Source organism: Streptomyces sp. NPDC056503 (assembly GCF_042794995.1).
Classification (GTDB): domain Bacteria; phylum Actinomycetota; class Actinomycetes; order Streptomycetales; family Streptomycetaceae; genus Streptomyces.
The window spans coordinates 20817-37625 of sequence record NZ_JBHTST010000077.1; the positions used below are offsets into that span (position 1 = coordinate 20817).

19 protein-coding genes are annotated in these 16809 nt (G+C 73.5%); 11 read left to right on the forward strand and 8 right to left on the reverse strand.

All coding sequences use genetic code 11. The features are described from left to right. Nucleotides 1-53: 53 nt before the first annotated feature. Nucleotides 54-749, reverse strand: coding sequence for a histidine phosphatase family protein (locus ACFQ8C_RS22545; RefSeq protein ID WP_383460378.1), 696 nt, complete (start codon nt 747-749; stop codon nt 54-56). Next, the gene (hemL, locus tag ACFQ8C_RS22550; RefSeq protein WP_383460381.1) at nt 746-2053 is read right to left on the reverse strand and encodes a glutamate-1-semialdehyde 2,1-aminomutase; all 1308 of its coding nucleotides are present in this window, start codon (nt 2051-2053) and stop codon (nt 746-748) included. The genes ACFQ8C_RS22545 and hemL overlap by 4 nt, the downstream gene beginning before the upstream one ends. A 267-nt stretch (nt 2054-2320) precedes the next feature. Between hemL and ACFQ8C_RS22555 the strand changes: the two genes are divergently transcribed. Both ACFQ8C_RS22555 and ACFQ8C_RS22560 read left to right on the forward strand, forming a co-directional pair. Next, complete coding sequence (locus ACFQ8C_RS22555; protein WP_383460384.1) at nt 2321-2920, forward strand: hypothetical protein; 600 nt, start codon at nt 2321-2323, stop codon at nt 2918-2920. 318 nt (nt 2921-3238) lie between these two features. Next, nucleotides 3239-3664, forward strand: coding sequence for a MerR family transcriptional regulator (locus ACFQ8C_RS22560; RefSeq protein ID WP_383460387.1), 426 nt, complete (start codon nt 3239-3241; stop codon nt 3662-3664). 166 nt (nt 3665-3830) lie between these two features. Here the strand turns inward: ACFQ8C_RS22560 and ACFQ8C_RS22565 are convergent, their stop codons facing one another. After that, entirely contained in the window at nt 3831-4697 is an 867-nt protein-coding gene (locus ACFQ8C_RS22565) for an ABC transporter substrate-binding protein (protein ID WP_383460390.1), read from the reverse strand. A gap of 265 nt (nt 4698-4962) precedes the next feature. On the opposite strand from ACFQ8C_RS22565, the gene ACFQ8C_RS22570 reads away from it, so the two are divergent. Then, the gene (locus ACFQ8C_RS22570; RefSeq protein ID WP_383460393.1) at nt 4963-5205 is read left to right on the forward strand and encodes a hypothetical protein; all 243 of its coding nucleotides are present in this window, start codon (nt 4963-4965) and stop codon (nt 5203-5205) included. A 124-nt stretch (nt 5206-5329) separates the two neighbouring features. On the opposite strand, the gene ACFQ8C_RS22575 is transcribed toward ACFQ8C_RS22570, so the two are convergent. Next, a complete protein-coding gene (locus ACFQ8C_RS22575) occupies nt 5330-5941 on the reverse strand; it encodes a TIGR03086 family metal-binding protein (RefSeq protein WP_383460396.1) in 612 nt (203 codons plus the stop codon). A gap of 145 nt (nt 5942-6086) precedes the next feature. On the opposite strand from ACFQ8C_RS22575, the gene ACFQ8C_RS22580 reads away from it, so the two are divergent. Continuing rightward, complete coding sequence (locus ACFQ8C_RS22580) at nt 6087-6653, forward strand: GNAT family N-acetyltransferase (RefSeq protein WP_383460398.1); 567 nt, start codon at nt 6087-6089, stop codon at nt 6651-6653. Here ACFQ8C_RS22580 and ACFQ8C_RS22585 read toward each other — a convergent pair. After that, nucleotides 6637-7077, reverse strand: coding sequence for a GNAT family N-acetyltransferase (locus tag ACFQ8C_RS22585; RefSeq protein ID WP_383460401.1), 441 nt, complete (start codon nt 7075-7077; stop codon nt 6637-6639). The two genes, ACFQ8C_RS22580 and ACFQ8C_RS22585, sit on opposite strands and share 17 nt — an antisense overlap. A 110-nt stretch (nt 7078-7187) precedes the next feature. On the opposite strand from ACFQ8C_RS22585, the gene ACFQ8C_RS22590 reads away from it, so the two are divergent. After that, on the forward strand, nt 7188-7943 hold the full coding sequence (locus tag ACFQ8C_RS22590; RefSeq protein ID WP_383460404.1) for a Mut7-C RNAse domain-containing protein: 756 nt from the start codon (nt 7188-7190) through the stop codon (nt 7941-7943). 13 nt (nt 7944-7956) lie between these two features. Here the strand turns inward: ACFQ8C_RS22590 and ACFQ8C_RS22595 are convergent, their stop codons facing one another. Beyond that, the gene (locus ACFQ8C_RS22595) at nt 7957-8517 is read right to left on the reverse strand and encodes a TetR family transcriptional regulator (protein ID WP_383460406.1); all 561 of its coding nucleotides are present in this window, start codon (nt 8515-8517) and stop codon (nt 7957-7959) included. Between the two features lie 115 nt (nt 8518-8632). Between ACFQ8C_RS22595 and ACFQ8C_RS22600 the strand changes: the two genes are divergently transcribed. Then, nucleotides 8633-10087, forward strand: a complete 1455-nt coding sequence (locus ACFQ8C_RS22600; protein ID WP_383460408.1) for an FAD-dependent oxidoreductase — start codon at nt 8633-8635, stop codon at nt 10085-10087. A 28-nt stretch (nt 10088-10115) separates the two neighbouring features. Here the strand turns inward: ACFQ8C_RS22600 and ACFQ8C_RS22605 are convergent, their stop codons facing one another. Then, nucleotides 10116-10649 (reverse strand): hypothetical protein, encoded by a 534-nt coding sequence (locus ACFQ8C_RS22605; RefSeq protein WP_383460411.1) that lies wholly within the window; start codon nt 10647-10649, stop codon nt 10116-10118. 86 nt (nt 10650-10735) lie between these two features. Between ACFQ8C_RS22605 and ACFQ8C_RS22610 the strand changes: the two genes are divergently transcribed. Together ACFQ8C_RS22610 and ACFQ8C_RS22615 are read left to right on the forward strand one after the other, a co-directional pair. Beyond that, complete coding sequence (locus ACFQ8C_RS22610) at nt 10736-11071, forward strand: YnfA family protein (protein WP_383460414.1); 336 nt, start codon at nt 10736-10738, stop codon at nt 11069-11071. A 57-nt stretch (nt 11072-11128) separates the two neighbouring features. Then, nucleotides 11129-11884, forward strand: a complete 756-nt coding sequence (locus ACFQ8C_RS22615) for an SDR family NAD(P)-dependent oxidoreductase (protein ID WP_383460417.1) — start codon at nt 11129-11131, stop codon at nt 11882-11884. A gap of 95 nt (nt 11885-11979) precedes the next feature. On the opposite strand, the gene ACFQ8C_RS22620 is transcribed toward ACFQ8C_RS22615, so the two are convergent. Further along, nucleotides 11980-13173 carry an RtcB family protein gene (locus tag ACFQ8C_RS22620; RefSeq protein ID WP_383460419.1) on the reverse strand — a complete coding sequence of 398 codons (1194 nt, stop codon included), beginning with the start codon at nt 13171-13173 and terminating at the stop codon, nt 11980-11982. 174 nt (nt 13174-13347) lie between these two features. Here ACFQ8C_RS22620 and ACFQ8C_RS22625 point away from each other — a divergent pair, with 174 nt between their 5' ends. The 3 genes from ACFQ8C_RS22625 (at nt 13348) to ACFQ8C_RS22635 (ending at nt 16752) form a co-directional block, all read left to right on the forward strand. Beyond that, on the forward strand, nt 13348-14277 hold the full coding sequence (locus ACFQ8C_RS22625; RefSeq protein WP_383460422.1) for a DUF3558 domain-containing protein: 930 nt from the start codon (nt 13348-13350) through the stop codon (nt 14275-14277). A gap of 123 nt (nt 14278-14400) precedes the next feature. After that, nucleotides 14401-15144: a DUF3558 domain-containing protein gene (locus ACFQ8C_RS22630; RefSeq protein WP_383460425.1), complete on the forward strand. Its 744-nt coding sequence runs from the start codon at nt 14401-14403 to the stop codon at nt 15142-15144. Between the two features lie 171 nt (nt 15145-15315). Continuing rightward, complete coding sequence (locus ACFQ8C_RS22635) at nt 15316-16752, forward strand: DUF2637 domain-containing protein (protein ID WP_383460428.1); 1437 nt, start codon at nt 15316-15318, stop codon at nt 16750-16752. Nucleotides 16753-16809 lie beyond the last annotated feature (57 nt).

The window sequence follows — 16809 nt, forward strand, 5'->3', positions numbered from 1 at the left end:
GCCCTGACCATGTCGCTCTGACGATGTCCCGTCAAGCAGGGGCGGGGTGCGGGCTACGCCCCGAAGGCCTTCTGCTTGCCCTTCACCGGCTTGGCGCCGGCCCGCAGGCGCACCGGCACCAGATCGATCGCCGGCTCGCTGTACCCGACCGAGACGATCTTGTCGCCCTGGTACGTGAACGAGGTCAGCGAGGCCAGCGTGCACTGGCGGCGGCGCGGGTCGTGCCACAGCCGGCGCCGCTCCACGAAGGACCGCACGATCCAGATCGGCAGCTGGTGGCTGACCAGCACCGCCTCGTGACCGCGCGCCTCGTCCTTCGCCGCGTCCAGGGCGCCCATCATCCGCACGACCTGCTCGATGTACGGCTCGCCCCAGGACGGCTGGAAGGGGTTCGTGAGGTGCTTCCAGTTCGCCGGGCGACGCAGCGCCCCGTCACCGACGCCGAAGGTCTTGCCCTCGAAGACGTTCGCCGCCTCGATCAGCCGCTCGTCGGTGGCCAGGTCCAGGCCGTGCGACTTGGCGATCGGGGTGGCCGTCTCCTGCGCCCGCTCCAGCGGGGAGGCGACGACATGGGTGACGTCCCGCTCGGTCAGCGACTCGGCCACCCGGTCGGCCATCTTCCGGCCCAGCTCGGAGAGGTGGTAGCCGGCCCGGCGCCCGTACAGCACGCCGTCCGGGTTGTGCACCTCGCCGTGGCGGACGAGGTGGACGACGGTGATGTCCCGGTCGCTCTTCGCGTGCTCGCTCATGCGGTGGCCTCCGCGGCGGCGCGGGCGGCGGCCGGCAGCGCGGCGGCGATCCGCTCGATCGCCCGCTCGTCGTGCGCGGCGGAGACGAACCAGGACTCGAAGGCCGAGGGCGGCAGGTAGACGCCGTCCGCGAGCATCGAGTGGAAGAAGGCGTTGAAGCGGAAGGCCTCCTGCTTCTTCGCCTCGTCGTAGTTCCGCACCTCGTCGGCGGTGAAGAAGACCGAGAACATGTTGGAGGCGGTCTGCAGCCGGTGCGCCACGCCCTCCTTGGCGAGCGCGCCGGTCACCAGGCCCTGGATCTCCTTCGAGACCGCGTTCACCTTCTCGTACGCGGCCTCGTCGAGCAGCCGCAGCTGGGCGAGCCCGGCGGCGGTGGCGATCGGGTTACCGGAGAGGGTGCCCGCCTGGTAGACCGGGCCGGCCGGGGCGAGGTGCGCCATGACGTCGGCGCGGCCGCCGAAGGCCGCGGCCGGGAAGCCGCCGCCCATGACCTTGCCGAAGGTCAGCAGGTCGGCCTTGACGCCGTCGACGCCGTACCAGCCGGCACGGCTGGTACGGAAGCCGGTCATGACCTCGTCGGAGATGTACAGCGCGCCGTTCTCCCGGCACAGGTCCGCGAGCCCCTGGTTGAAGCCGGGCAGCGGCGGGACGACGCCCATGTTGCCGGGCGAGGCCTCGGTGATCACGCAGGCGATCTCGCCCGGGTGCGCGGCGAACGCGGCCCGCACGGCCTCCAGGTCGTTGTACGGCAGCACGATCGTGTCACCGGCCTGCGCGCCGGTCACGCCGGGCGTGTCGGGCAGGCCGAGGGTGGCGACGCCGGAGCCGGCGGCGGCCAGCAGCGCGTCCACGTGCCCGTGGTAGCAGCCCGCGAACTTGACGACCTTGGCGCGCCCGGTGAACCCGCGGGCGAGCCGGATCGCGGACATCGTCGCCTCGGTGCCGGAGGAGACCAGGCGCACCTGCTCGACCGGCTCCACTCGGGCCACGATCTCCTCGGCGAGCGTGACCTCGCCCTCGCCGGGCGTGCCGAAGGAGGTGCCGCGGGCCACCGCGGTCTGTACGGCGGCGGTCACCTCGGGGTGGGCGTGGCCGAGAATCATCGGCCCCCAGGAGCAGACGAGGTCGACGTACTCGCGACCGTCCGCATCCGTGAGGTACGGACCGGTGCCGGACACCATGAACCGGGGCGTACCGCCCACAGCCCGGAAGGCCCGCACCGGTGAGTTCACGCCGCCGGGCGTCACAAGGGACGCGCGGTCGAAAAGCGTCTGTGAGACTGGGGCTTCGTATGAATACGACACAGTGATCCTGACCTGCGAGTACGACGTCTGGTACGGAGGGACGGTGTGGGCACCCTGTGCATCACGCCGGGGCGGCCTGCCTCCGCGTCTGCGAAACTGTGGCGGCAGGGACCTCATGGGGTTGGCTCACACGATCCATGGTGTCAGAGGCCACGGCGATTCTTGCGGACAGGTGTTTCACCGCAGGAACGCGGGGGAGGTCACTGACACGATGATCGGGTTGCGCGGCGGGGTCGTGTTGCCGAGAAAAAGCAGTCGGGTGGAGATATGCATCGCGGTGGCGGACCGGGCGAGGGGACGGACGACCTGGGTCCGGAGCCTGTCCGGCGGGGGAGGCACCGGCGGCGACGGGCCGAGGACCCGTCCGCGCCGGACAATCGCGCATCCCCCGAGCAGTCCCCGGCGGATCCTCCCCTCGGGGGCCGCAGCTTGGCGGTGACCTACAAGTACTTCGGCGCGCCCGACGGCGCCACGGCGGCCCGTGTCCCGATCTCGATGCGCCCGGAGGAGCTCGGCGGCGACGAGCTGGGCATGGGCGGCATGTTCTCCAAGATCAAGCCCGAGACGATAGCGGCGATGGTCCTCACCGGCATCCAGGGCCTGCCGCTGCACAAGGTCCCCCCGCTGGAACTGGTCGTCCTCCACCCCGACTACGCCGTGGTGAAGCTCCCCACGACCGTGGTCGACCCGCTGCGCGCGATCGGCGAGGAGTCGGTCGGCGCCGCCGCCTTCATCTGGTCCACCGTGCCCGACCGCGGCGGCCCGCGCGACGCCTTCGACGTCTACCAGCTGCTCCACGAGTGGCAGGACTTCTCCGTCCGCCTCCACGAGGCCGGCCACCAGCCGTACTGCCTGGTCTGGCCCTGACGGCTGGCTCTCCCCGCGTTTCCGACCGTCATAGCGCATGAAATTAGGACGAATCGGATGTAATGCATGGAGGTTGGTTCACAGGCGCCGTACGAGGAGGACCCTGTCGTGGCCGGAATGACCGGAATGGCTGGAGTGACCGGAGCTGCCGGAGTAACGGGAATCACGGGAACGGCAGGCGTCACGGCGGTGACGGGTGAGCCGGGCAGGTCCAGTGGACAGAGCAGGCCGGGTGAGCCGGGCAGGTCCGGTGGACAGGGCAGGCCGGGTGAGCCGGGCAGGTCCGGTGGACAGGGCGGCCGTACGCCCGCGGCCCGCATGCCGGGAGCGCGTACCGCCGACGGCGAGGCCATGCAGATCTCCGAGGTCGCCGCCCGCACCGAACTCCCCCTGCGCACCATCCGGCAGTACGAGGACTGCGGCCTCGTCGCCCCCTCGGCCGCCTCCCCGGGCGGCTTCCCCCTCTACACGGACGCCGACGTGGCCCGGCTGATGGTGGTCCGCCGCATGCAGCCGCTCGGCTTCGGCCTCGACCAGGTCCGTGAGCTCCTCACCTCGGCCGACCGCCTCGCCGCCGACCTCCCCGGCACGGACGGCGAACTCGAACCGGCCGAACGCGAGCTCCTGCTCACCCGCGTCCGCCGCTACGAAGAAGCCGCCGCCGCCCGCGTCGCCGACCTCCGGCTCGAACTGACCCGCGCCGAGGAGTTCGCCGCCTCCCTCCGCTCCCGCCTCACGTCCTGAGACACGAGGAAACACCCGCCCCGACCGGGGCGAGGGCCTCCGGGCCGGGGCTCAGGACTCCGAGCCGGTGTGCCGGCCCACGGCCCGGACGTCCCGACTCCCCCGCCCGGACGTCCCGCATCCCCGTCCGGGCGTCCGGCTCGCGACCGGGCGGGGGCTCGGCGGGTCAGGGGCGCGGGGCCTGCTCCAGGGCCTCGGCCAGGGCGCGGAAGAAGCGGGCGTAGGCGGCCGGGCTCGGCGGGATCTCGGGGTTCCACGGCACCAGCCGCGCGTCGGCCGGCAACCGCTCCGGGCCCTCGGGCCGACTCGCGTGGGCCCGGCTGTCGTACAGGACCAGCGCCGGGGCGAGGTCGAGGGCCCGCTCCCAGCCGGTGGTCAGCCAGTTCGCCCCCGGCCCCGGTCCCGGGTCGAGCATCCGGACGCCGAGCCCGGCCAGCCGCGCCAGCTCCGGCCAGGCCTCCGGACGCGCCAGGTGCACCTGATCGGCGCCGCCTCCGGAGAGCGCCAGCACCCCGCACCCGACCCCCGCCGCCGCGGCCGCCGCCCGCACCGCCTCCTCCGCCGCCCCCGGCACCCCGGCGTCCGGCCCGTGCTCCGGTGCCCCGAGCGCCGCCGCCAGGTCCCCGAACCGCCCGATGATCGCCGGCAGGCTCAGGTCGTTGCCGACGGAGAGCGCCACCAGCGGCACCCCCAGCCGCTCCGCGAGCTCCTCGTCCAGGGCGTACGGGCTCTTGCCGTCGTACGTGACGTCCACCACGAGCTCCGGCCGCAGCTCCCGCAGCCGCTCCTCGTCCAGCGCCCGCCCCGGCCCCAGGTACGGCACCCCGGCCGCCGCCAGACCGCCGTCCTTCGCCGGGTCCGGTCCCGTCCCGTCATGCCCGGAGCCGTACACCGCGACCGGTGTCACCCCCAGGTCGAGCAGGGCCGCCCCGGCCCGTACGTAGGCGAGCACCCGCGTCGGCCTCGCCCCCGCCCCCGACTCCACTCCCCTGTCGTCCGTGAAACCCCATCCGCGCGCACCCGTTCCGGACATGTGGCTGCTCCCTCCCCGGCCGGAATCTACCTCCGCCGCCACCTTCGAACGGTTCCCCGTCCGGCACAAGAGGGCCTCCCCGACCGCGCCGCCCGCCCCGGCGTCCGGGACTTTGGTCCCGGACCCCCCTGCCGAAAGTCCCCCACCGTGGTGTTAACTGAACAGGTCGGGAGGAAACAGTAGGAATCATCTGTGCCGCCGTGCCCGCACGCCCCCTGCCGGCGCGTGCGCCGTGCGCCGGCCTCCTCGCCCTGGAGTGAACGTCATGTCCGTGCCCGGCCAGTTCTCCGACCCCCGTGTCCTCACCCTCTTCGCCGTGCTCGCGGTCGCGACGGGCGTGTGGCTGGCGACGGGCCTGCGCGCCCGCGCCCGCCGGAACCGCTCGCTGACGCCGATGGACCGCGTCTGGCACCCGCAGGAGTCGGTGCCGCTGACCCCGGCGGAGGAGCTGGCCTTCGGCCAGGTCGTCTCCCGCCTCTCCCTCACCTCCACCGGCCGCCTGCGCTGACGGCACTGCCGGCGCTGCCCGCCGGACGGCACCGGGCAGCGCGGGGCGGACGACGGGCCCGAGCCGTGCGGGGCAGGCAACGGGCCCGGGCCGGGCGAGGCGGACGACGGGCCCGGGCCGTGCGTCAGACCGCCGTCCGACCGCGCGGGTCGCGCCCCGTCGCCGCGAGCAGCCGCTCGAAGTCGCTCGCCCCCTCCGGCAGGTCGACGGCCTCCCCGAACACGTTCATCTTCCGGGCCATCGGGGCCATCCCCTCCACCTCGGGCACCAGCCCGGCCACCACCTCCGGAGCGGGCTCGAACTCCCGCCCCGTCGCCCGCGCCAGGTCCCACGCGTGCACGGTCAGATCGAGCAGCACCATCGCCCCGACCCGCCGGGCCGGCAGCCCCATCGCCCCCGAGGTCCCCTCCTCGGCCCCCGGCGCCGCCCACGCCTCGATCAGCTTCCCCGTCTCCGCCGCGAACCCCTCCCGCCAGCCGGGCTCCGCGAGCCGGTCGGGGGTCTCGGAGAAGTCGGCCGCCTCCTTCGCCGCCAGCGCCTGGAAGTTCACGACGACCGTGAACAGGTGGTTCAGCAGGGCGCGCACGTCATATGCGGCGCAGGGCGTGGGCGCGCCGAGCGAGGCGTCGTCCGTCCCCGCGACGAGGGGTACGGCACGGTCGGCGGCGGCGCGGAGCAGGTCGCTGACGCGGGATCCACTGTTCTCGAAGGCAAGGTGCGTGTCGTCGTTCGTCATGGACTCGACGCTAGAAGAACTCCCCGGCCGTGTCTCGGGAAAACGCGTCCCGCCCCCGGCCCGCCCCCGACTCCGCCCCCTACGGGCAGCCCTGGCCAACGGCGTACGCCCGGGGGTTGTCGGTGCCGTGCCCTACGGTGCGCGCATGACCGAGAACCCCGTGGAACCGGCCCCGACCGCCGGACCCGCCGCGTCGTCCGTACGGCTCGAAGCCTGGTCCGAGACCGACGCCGGGCTGCTGCGGGCGCTGAACGCGCCGGAGCTGATGGAGCACCTGGGCGGTCCGGAGACCGAGGAGCGGCTGGTCCGCCGCCACCGGCGGTACGTGGACCTGAGCGCCGGCGCCGAGGGCGCGGGCCTGATGTTCCGGGTCGTGCTGCTGCCGGAGGAGCGGGCCGCGGGCAGCGTCGGCTTCTGGGCGAGCGAGTGGCGGGGCGAGCCGGTGTACGAGACGGGGTGGACGGTGCTGCCGGGCTTCCAGGGCCGCGGTGTCGCGACCCTGGCCACGCGCGCGGTGGCGGAGCGGGCCCGGGCCGCGGGCCTCCACCGTCATCTGCTCGCCTTCCCGTCGGTCGCGAACGCCGCGTCGAACGCGGTGTGCCGCAAGGCGGGGTTCGAGCTGCTCGGCGAGGAGGACTTCGAGTACCCGCCGGGCCGCCCGATGCGCTGCAACGCCTGGCGGCTCGACCTGTGGGCTACCGGGGGTCGGTGAGCGGCCGGACGAAGTTGAAGGCCGTGATGGCGAAGCGCTCGCGCAGGTAGAAGCGGTGGGCGTCGGTGCGGTGGGTGCCGGAGTCGAGGTTGAGCTCGTGGCAGCCGGCCGCGCGGGCGTGGCCCTCCAGGTGGGCGACGAGCGCGTGACCGACGCCGGTGGAGCGGACGGTGGAGGCGGTCACCAGGTCGTCGACGTACAGCTTGCTGATCGAGCTGGTGTTGAAGACGAGGCGCCAGCCGGCCGCGCCGACGCACCGGCCGTCGTCGCCGTAGGCGGCCGTGAAGCGCAGGCCCTGCGCGTGGCCGCGCTCGTACACCTCCCGGAAGAGGGCGGGGGTGAGGTGCGGGCGCAGTTCGAGGAGGACCGGCAGGAGGTCGCTCTCCAGGCGGGGGTCCCCGGGCTCGAGGTCGATGATCTTCATGCGGGGACGGTAACCCAACCGCCCGCACCGCGCCGTGGCGGTGGTCCCGCACCGCGCCGCGGCGGGGAAATCCCTGGCCCGCCGTCCGTGCCCGGTGCGATCCTGTCCCCGTGAACGGACCGGAGATCCAGATCAGTTTCGCCCCAGGCCTCGCCGTCTTCGTCGCCGCCGAGCGGCGCTCGGGACGCACGGCCGTGGTGACCGACGGCGTCTCGTCGCTGGGCCACGTCGTCGAGTCCCTCGGCGTCCCGCTGACCGAGGCGGGCCGGCTCCTGGTCGACGGGAGCCCGGTGTCCCCCTCGCACGTGCCGGCGGCCGGCGAGACCGTCGGGGTCGAGGAGGTCGTCCGCCCGCAGCCGGTGCCCGGCGCGCCCCTCCGGTTCCTGCTCGACGTGCACCTGGGCACCCTAGCCCGGCGGCTGCGGCTGCTGGGCGTCGACGCCGCGTACGAGAACGAGGACATCGGCGACCCGGCGCTCGCCACGCTCTCCGCCCGGGAGCGGCGGGTCATGCTCTCCCGCGACCGCGGGCTGCTGCGCCGCCGCGAGCTGTGGGCCGGGGCGTACGTGTACAGCGACCGGCCCGACGACCAGCTCCGCGACGTCCTGGAGCGCTTCGCGCCGGCGCTGGCGCCGTGGACCCGCTGCACCGCCTGCAACGGACTGCTCACGGACACCGGCAAGGACGAGGTGCGCGAGCGGCTGGAGCGGGGCACCGAGAAGACGTACGACGTCTTCGCCCGGTGCGAGGAGTGCGAGCGGGTCTACTGGCGGGGCGCGCACCACGCCCGGCTCGAGGCGATCGTCGACGAGGCGGTGCGGGAGTTCGGCGCCGCCGCGGCGCCGACCAGTTCGTCGGCCCCGTAGGGGCCGCCCCGGTTCAGGGGGTCTCGGCGGTGAGGTAGCGCTGCACGGTCGGCGCCAGCCAGGCCACCACCTCGTCCCGGCTCATCTCGGCGGCCGGGGAGAGGCGGAGCACGTAGCGGGCGAGCGCCATGCCGAGGATCTGGGAGGCGACGAGCGCGGCGCGGGCCGGGGCCTCCTCGGGCTTCGGGCAGACGCCGAGGGCGACGGGTCCGAGCTGCGCCCCGAAGATCGTCCGCATGCGGGCGGCCCCGGCCTCGTTGGTGACGCCGACCCTGAGCAGCCCGGTGAGCACGTCGTCGTGCTCCCAGCGGTCGAGGAAGTGGTTCACGAGTACGGCCCCGATGTGCCGGGAGGGCAGCGCCCCCAGGGCGGGCAGGGCCAGGTCGATCTCGGAGGCGGCGGCGAAGAGCCCCTCCTTGTTCCCGTAGTAGCGCATGACCATCGAGGGGTCGATCCCGGCGTCGCGGGCGATGGCCCGGATCGTGGCGCGCTCGTACCCGTCGGCGGCGAAGCGCTCGCGGGCGGCCTCCAGGATCGCTGCCCGGGTGGTGTCGGAGCGGCGTGCGGTCGTCATGCCCACAACTGTATGCCCACAACTGTGTGCCAACAGGTGTTGACAGATCACGAAGAGTCGCCCTACCGTTACCAACAAGCGTAGGCCAACAAGCGTTGACCGATCGGAGGCAGCCATGCGCACCACCGAATCCCACCCGGACGACACCACCCCCGCCGACTCCCCCGACACCGACGTCATCGTCGTCGGCGCCGGGCCCACCGGACTGCTGCTCGCCGGCGATCTCGCCGCCGCCGGCCTCGCCGTCACCCTCGTCGAGCGCCGCCCCGCCGGCCGCTCCAACCTCACCCGCGCCTTCGGCGTGCACGCCCGCACGCTGGAACTGCTCGACACCCGAGGCCTCGCCGACGCCCTGGAGGCCACCGGCACGCCGCTGACCCGGATGCGGCTCTTCGGCCGCCTCTCCCTCGACCTCGGCCGCCTCCCCTCGCGCTTCGACCACCTCCTCATCACCCCCCAGTACGAGGTCGAGCGCCTCCTCGAACAGCGCGCGGCCGACGCCGGCGTCACCTTCCGCCACGACACCGCCCTCACCGCCCTGCGCCAGGACGCCGACGGCGTCACCGCGGAACTCGCCGGCCCCGGCGGCACCCCGCTCACCCTCCGCGCCCGCCACCTCGTCGGGACCGACGGCCACCGCAGCACCGTGCGCACCGCCCTCGGGCTGCCCTTCCCCGGCACCAGCGTCATCCGCTCGATCGTCCTCGCCGACGTCCGGCTCGCCGACGAGCCCGCCGAGTCCCTCACCGTCAACGGCACCGGCGACACCTTCGTCTTCCTCGCCCCCTTCGGCGACGGCTGGTACCGCGTCATGGGCTGGGACCGCACCCGGCAGGTTCCCGACGGCGAGCCCGTCGACCTCGACGAGGTCCGCGAGCTCGCCCGCCGCGCCCTCGGCACCGACCACGGCATGCACGACGCCCGCTGGATCTCCCGCTTCCACAGCGACGAGCGTCAGGTCCCCGCCTACCGCGTCGGCCGCGTCTTCCTCGCCGGCGACGCCGCCCACGTCCACTCCCCCGCCGGCGGCCAGGGCATGAACACCGGCCTCCAGGACGCCGCCAACCTCTCCTGGAAGCTCGCGGCCGTCCACCGCGGCGAAGCCCCCGACCCCGAGGCCCTCCTCGACAGCTACCAGACCGAGCGCCACCCCGTCGGCGCCATGGTCCTGCGCAGCAGCGGCGCCCTGGTCCGCCTCGCCATGGCGCACACCCCCGCCACCCGCGCCCTGCGCGCCGTCGCCGCCACCGCACTCGGCCTCCTCCGCCCCGCCTCCACCAAGGCGCTCGGCATGATCAGCGGCCTCGGCATCGCCTACACCCCCACCCCCGGCGGCGGCCGCGCCTCGGGTCGGCGCGCTCCCGACGCACGGCTCCGCGAGGGCCGGCTCCACGAGCTGCTCCGCGCGGGCGAGTTCGTCCTCATCGCCCCACAGGGCGTCACCCCTTCCCTGCCGCCCTTCGCCCCGACCAGCGCGGCCCGTGCGGTCCGGGCCACCTGGGCGGACCCCGCCCGGCGCACCACGGTCCTCGTCCGCCCCGACGGATACGTGCTCTGGAGCACCCGGTGACCGGCCCGGCACCCGCGGGCGGGACGCCTCAGAAGACGTACGGGTCGCCGGTGGCGAGCACCAGCACCCGGTGCCGGTCGTTGAAGGAGTTCCGGTCGACCCCGCCGGCCCGCCAGGCCGTGCTCACGTCCACGGTCAGCTCCTGCGGCCGGCCCGCGGTCCTCAGGTCCAGTGCCAGCTCGCCCGCCGCCCCGCCGCCCGACAGGGCACCCGTCCGGCAGGACACCACCCGGGCGCTGCTCCACAGACACCCCGGCGGCAGCTCCTGGCCGCCCGCCATGGGTGCCGAGAAGGCCAGCCGGACGGTGGCGTCCGCGACGTCGGACGGCCCGTGGTTCTCCGTCACCAGCCAGACCCCGACCCGCCCGTCCCAGAGGGAGACATGACCGTGATGGGCCAGATCCACCTCGGCCCCGGCCGCACCGCCCACCTCGGCCCCGGCCGCACCGCCCACCGCGTCACCGGTCGGATCACCGCCCGCACCACCGGTCGCCCCGGCGGCCGTCCCGGCTCCCAGCACCACGAGCGCCGCCAGCGCGGCCCCGAGTACACCCTTCGACATCGCACGCATAAGCCAAAAATACCCAGAGATCATCCCCTTTTCTGACAATCCGTCAGTCCGCGTGTCCCCCGTGCCACCCTGAGGCCATGCAGACCGCCCGCTCCGTCGCCCTCTTCGCCGTCGCCGCCCTCTTCGAGATCGGCGGAGCCTGGCTCGTCTGGCAGGGGGTCCGCGAGCACCGCGGCTGGATCTGGATCGGTGGCGGAGTCCTCGCCCTGGGCCTCTACGGCTTCGTCGCCACCCTCCAGCCCGACGCCGAGTTCGGCCGCGTCCTCGCCGCCTACGGAGGCGTCTTCGTCGCCGGCTCCCTCGTCTGGGGCGCGGTCGCCGACGGCTACCGCCCCGACCGCTGGGACGTCGTCGGCGCCCTCGTCTGCCTCGCCGGCATGGCCGTGATCATGTACGCCCCCCGCGGCCGCTGACCCGCCGCCTATCCTGGCCCCCACACCGACCGACCACCTGTGCGAGGAGCCTCCGCCATGTCCGCCCCCATCGCCGTCATCACCGGAGCGAGCAGCGGCATCGGCGCCGCCACGGCCCGGCAGCTGGCCGCCGCCGGTTACCGCGTGGTCCTCACCGCCCGCCGCAAGGACCGCATCGAGGCGCTCGCCGCCGAGATCACCGAGGCCGGCCACCAGGCCACCGCGTACGCCCTCGACGTCACCGACCGCGCCGCCGTCGACGAGTTCGCCTCCGCCTTCCGCACCCTCGCCGTCCTCGTCAACAACGCCGGCGGCGCCCTTGGCCTCGACCCCGTCGCCACCGGCGACCCCGAGGACTGGCGCCGCATGTACGACGTCAACGTCCTCGGCACCCTCCACATGACCCAGGCCCTCCTGCCCGCGCTGACCGCGAGCGGCGACGGCACCGTCGTCGTCCTCTCCTCCACCGCCGGCCACGGCACCTACGAGGGCGGCGCCGGCTACGTCGCCGCCAAGAACGGCGCCCGCGTCATCGCCGAGACCCTCCGCCTGGAGATCGTCGGCACCCCGGTCCGCGTCATCGAGGTCGCCCCCGGCCTGGTCAAGACCGAGGAGTTCGCCACCACCCGCTTCCGCGGCGACACCGACCGCGCCGCCAAGGTCTACGCGGGCGTGGCCGAGCCCCTCAGCGCCGACGACGTCGCCGACACCATCACCTGGGCCTGCACCCGCCCCCCGCACGTCAACATCGACCTCCTGGTGGTCCGCCCCCGCGCCCAGGCCTCCAACACCAAGCTCCACCGCGAGCCGTAGGACCGGACGGACCGGACGGGACCCCTGCCGGACACGGCGGAGGGGGCCGGTGCGACGCACCGGCCCCCTCCGCGAGGCGTCTTCGCTCCGGGCCCTCAGCCCTTCACGCAGATGACCTGCTTGAGCTTGGCGACGACCTCCACGAGGTCCGTCTGCTGCTCGATGACCTTCTCGATCGGCTTGTACGCACCCGGGATCTCGTCGACGACGCCGGAGTCCTTGCGGCACTCCACACCCCGCGTCTGCTCCTCCAGGTCCTGCGTCGTGAAACGCTTCTTCGCCGCGTTCCGGCTCATCTTCCGGCCCGCGCCGTGCGAGGCCGAGTTGAACGAGGCCGCGTTCCCGAGGCCCTTCACGATGTACGAACCGGTGCCCATCGAGCCCGGGATGATGCCGAACTCGCCGGAGCCGGCCCGGATCGCGCCCTTACGGGTCACGAGCAGGTCCATCCCCTCGTACCGCTCCTCCGCCACGTAGTTGTGGTGGCAGGAGATCACCGGCTCGAAGGTGACCCTCGCCTTCAGGAACTCCTTGCGGACGACCTCCTGGAAGAGCGCCATCATGATCGCGCGGTTGTACTTCGCGTACTCCTGCGCCCAGAAGAGATCGTGCCGGTAGGCCGCCATCTGCGGGGTGTCCGCGACGAAGACGGCGAGGTCCCGGTCGATCAGCCCCTGGTTGTGCGGCAGCTTCTGCGCCACGCCGATGTGGTGCTCGGCGAGCTCCTTGCCGATGTTCCGGGAGCCCGAGTGCAGCATCAGCCACACCGCGCCGGAGGTGTCGACACAGAGCTCCACGAAGTGGTTCCCGGAGCCGAGCGTCCCCATCTGCACGGCCGCCCGGTCCCGCCGGAACTTCACCGCGTCCGCCACGCCGTCGAAGCGCGACCAGAAATCGTCCCAGCCCGAGGTCGGGAACTGGTAGAGCCGCTTCGGGTCGACCTCCTCCCGGTGCATGCCCCGGCCGACCGGGATCGCCTGCTCGATCTTCGAGCGGAGGCGGGAGAGATCGGCGGGGAGGTCGTCGGCCGTCAGGGAGGTCTTCACCGCGGACATGCCGCAGCCGATGTCCACACCGACCGCCGCCGGGCAGACCGCGTCCTGCATGGCGATCACCGAACCGACCGTCGCGCCCTTGCCGTAATGCACGTCGGGCATGACCGCGAGGCCCTTGATCCACGGCAGCGTCGCCACGTTCCGCAGCTGCTGCATCGCGCCGCCCTCCACCGTGGAAGGATCGGCCCACATCCGGATGGGCACCTGCGCACCCGGTACCTCTACATACGACATACTTCCTCGATTCCCCCGAAAAGTCTGATAACGCAAAAACCGGAGCCAAAGCCCGTACAGGTGACGGCGGACCGGCATCAACGGCTGCGCGTGCGATAGACATTGTGTCCATCCGCCTTCAGGAGGCGGCAAACAGTTTTCGGGAAAGACTTCGGGAGAAGGGAGCCTGGGACGGTGCAGCGAAAGAGGTACTCACCCGGCCGCGTCCCCGGCACCCTCCTCGGCCTCGGAGCCGGTCTCGGTGTCGTGCTCGGCGCCCTGACCGGCTGCTCGGCCGCCGGTACCGCCGAGGACGTCACCGTCGACGCGAAGGCGGGCGCCGCCGCGGCGCCCGTCGCACCGCCCGGCCGCTACCGCACCCTCTTCGAACCGTGCGGCGCCGTGCCCCAGACCGCCCTGCGCGACCTGCTCCCCGGGACCGTCGCGCTGTCCGACGCCGAGCGGGCCAAGGCGCTCCGCGGCGCGGCCGCCGTCACGTACGACACCGACCGCCGCGTCGGCTGCACGTGGACCGCCGACACCGAGGGCGGCTCGCACCGCCTGGTGCTCGACGTGGAGCGGGTGGTCTCCTACGACCCGACGGTGAGCGACGCCGCGCGGGCCCAGGAGGTCTACGCCCGCAAGCAGCTCGCGGCCGGGATCGCCATGCCGGTGACCCCGGCGCCCACGCCCACCGCCCCGACCACCGCCCCGACCGCCTCCGGCACCACCACCAAGGCGGCGACCGGCACCACCACCGGAGCCCCGTCCTCCCCCACCACCACGGGCACCCCCGCCACGCCCCCCGCCACCGGCACAACCGGTACGGCCGGCGGCCCCGGCACCGGCGCCGCGGGCACCCCCTCCGCGCCGGCGACGACCGGCCTGGAGCCCCGGCTGCTCGGCGGGCTCGGCGACATCGCCTTCGTGGGCGACGCACTCGGTTCGACCGGCGGAAACGGCCACCAGCGGGTCGTGAGCGTGGTGTTCCGCACATCGAACGTCGTCGTGACGGTCGAGTACCGGCAGCGTACGACGGGTGCGGCCACGGCCCCGGACAGCAAGGAACTGCAGGACAGGGCGCAGAACCTGGCCCGTCTGCTGGCCGACCGGCTGGAGGAGTAGCCGGCGGCCCGGTGCCCCGCGCGGCCCCCCGAGCGGCGGGGGGACCACGTAACGTGTCGGCGTACCCAGGGCCGCCAGGGCCGCCGACCGGCGCCGGCCGTACGACAAGCGACTGAAGGAACCATGCAGCGATCAGCTCCGCGACTCACCCGCATCCTCGCCGCCGCAGCCGTCCCCGTGATGCTCGTCGTCGCCGGCTGCTCCTCGGACTCGGGAAGCGGCGGCGGCGGAGCCGCTGAGACCGGCGGGGCCCAGGGCAAGGCGACCGCGACCGCGACCGCGTCGGCGACCCCCTCCCCGACGCCGACGGTCGAGCCGGCGAAGTTCGCGAAGCTGCCGTCGGCGTGCAAGGCGATCGCGGCGAAGACCACCGCCGCCCTGGTGCCGAAGGCGAAGAACGAGAACGGCACGGCGGCCGCCTCCACGGACCTCTCCCACCGCGGCGGCTGCTCGTGGAACGGCCTGGACGACAAGGGCGTCAAGGGCTCGCAGTACCGCTGGCTCGACGTGTCGTTCTACCGGTACGACTCCGAGGTCTCCCTCGGCAGCGGCCAGGAGCGGGCCAAGGAGAACTTCGCCAAGGAACTCGCCAAGATCCAGGCCACCACGGGCGCGAAGACGCTGAGCACCGCGTCGACGGCCGGTCTCGGCGACGAGGCGAAGACGGTCACGTACACCGTCAACAAGACCGGCGAGGACTTCCCCTACGCGTCGATCGTGGCGCGCAGCGGCAACGTGCTGGTCCTGCTGTCCTACAACGGCGCGGGGTACGCGGGCGCGCCCGTGCCGCGGGCGAAGACGATCGTCGAGGGCGCGACGCAGGCGGCGAAGGAAGCGATCGCGGCGGTCGCCGCGGCGAACAAGTAGTCGTACCCGCCCGCCGGGGCCTCCAACCCCCGTCGGCCACCCGGGTACCGACACAAATCAACACAGACAGGCGTGTCCGAGCGGAGCCCGTTCCTCCCCAGAGGGTCGGGCTTCGTTCATGTGTGCCACTCTGGGGCCCGCGAGACGTCGAATCACGGGAGGGGATCGCGGGTGGCCGCGATGGAGCTGACACGCACACACCGCATACTCATCGGGCTCGTCATCGGCGGCGCGGTGATCATCGCGGGGATCGGTTTCGCGGGTTCGTACGCGGCCGTGCGCGAGCTTGCCGTACAAAAGGGCTTCGGTACGTTCTCGTACTTCTTCCCGATCGGCATCGACGCGGGCATCTGTGTGCTGCTCGCACTGGACCTGCTGCTGACCTGGCTCCGGATCCCCTTCCCGCTGCTGCGGCAGACGGCGTGGATCCTGACGGCGGCGACGATCGCGTTCAACGGCGCCGCGGCGTGGCCCGACCCGCTGGGCGTCGGCATGCACGCGGTGATCCCGGTGCTGTTCGTCGTGGCGGTCGAGGCGGCGCGGCACGCGGTGGGCCGGATCGCGGACATCACCGCGGACAAGCACATGGAGGGCGTGCGGCTGACCCGCTGGCTGCTGTCGCCGGTGCCGACGTTCCGGCTGTGGCGGCGGATGAAGCTGTGGGAGCTGCGCTCGTACGACCAGGTGATCAAGCTGGAGCAGGAGCGGCTGATCTACCAGGCCCGGCTCCAGGCCCGTTTCGGCCGCGGCTGGCGGCGCAAGGCTCCGGTGGAGGCGCTGATGCCGCTGCGCCTCGCCCGGTACGGCGTCCCGCTCGCGGAGACGGCCCCGGCGGGCCTGGCGGCGGCGGGCGTCGAACCGGTCCTGCTCCCCCCGAACCCGAACCCGGCGCCGGCCCCGGTCGCCATGGCGGTCGCCCCGGCTCCGGCCCCGCAGGAACTCGCGATGGCCCCGCAGGAACTCGCGATGGCCCCGCAGCTGCCGGCGGTACCGCACCAGGCGCAACCGCAGCAGCAGGCGCCCCAGCCGCCGCCGCAGCAGCAGCAGGGCCACCCCCAGGAGCAGCCCCACCCGAACCACGAGAGCCCCTGGTTCGACTCCCAGCAGGTCACCGCGGAGGCGTACGGGGGCACCTACAGCCCCCAGGCAGCCGGACAGGCCATGTCTCCCGAGGCACAGCAGTTCGCGGAGGCCCAGCAGATGCTCCCCGAGGCCCAGCAGGCCCTTCACGCCCAGCAGGCCCCCCAGACCCCTCAGGCCCTTCACGCCCAGCAGGCCCCTCACGTCCAGCAGGACCCGCAGGCCCCCGGCGCCCCGCAGGACCTTCCGGACCCGAACCTCCCGGAGGAGTTCGTCCACGACGAGGAGCCCGTGCGGCCGCAGGCCGAGGCGCCGACGGACGACTTCCACGAGACCGTCTACAAGGTCATGTACCGCTTCGTGCAGGAGACGGACCGTTTCCCCACCCCGTACGAGCTGGAGCAGCTGGTGGCGGAGGCGTACGGCCTCCAGCAGTTCCCGTCCACGCAGTCGGACCTGCTCCAGCGGGTCACGCCGGAGGTGCAGGAACGCATCCAGCAGGACATGGCGGAGTACGACCCGTCCTGACCCCGCCCCGCACCCCCGCCTCGTACGACGCGGAAGGGCCGCCCCCGTGACGGGGGC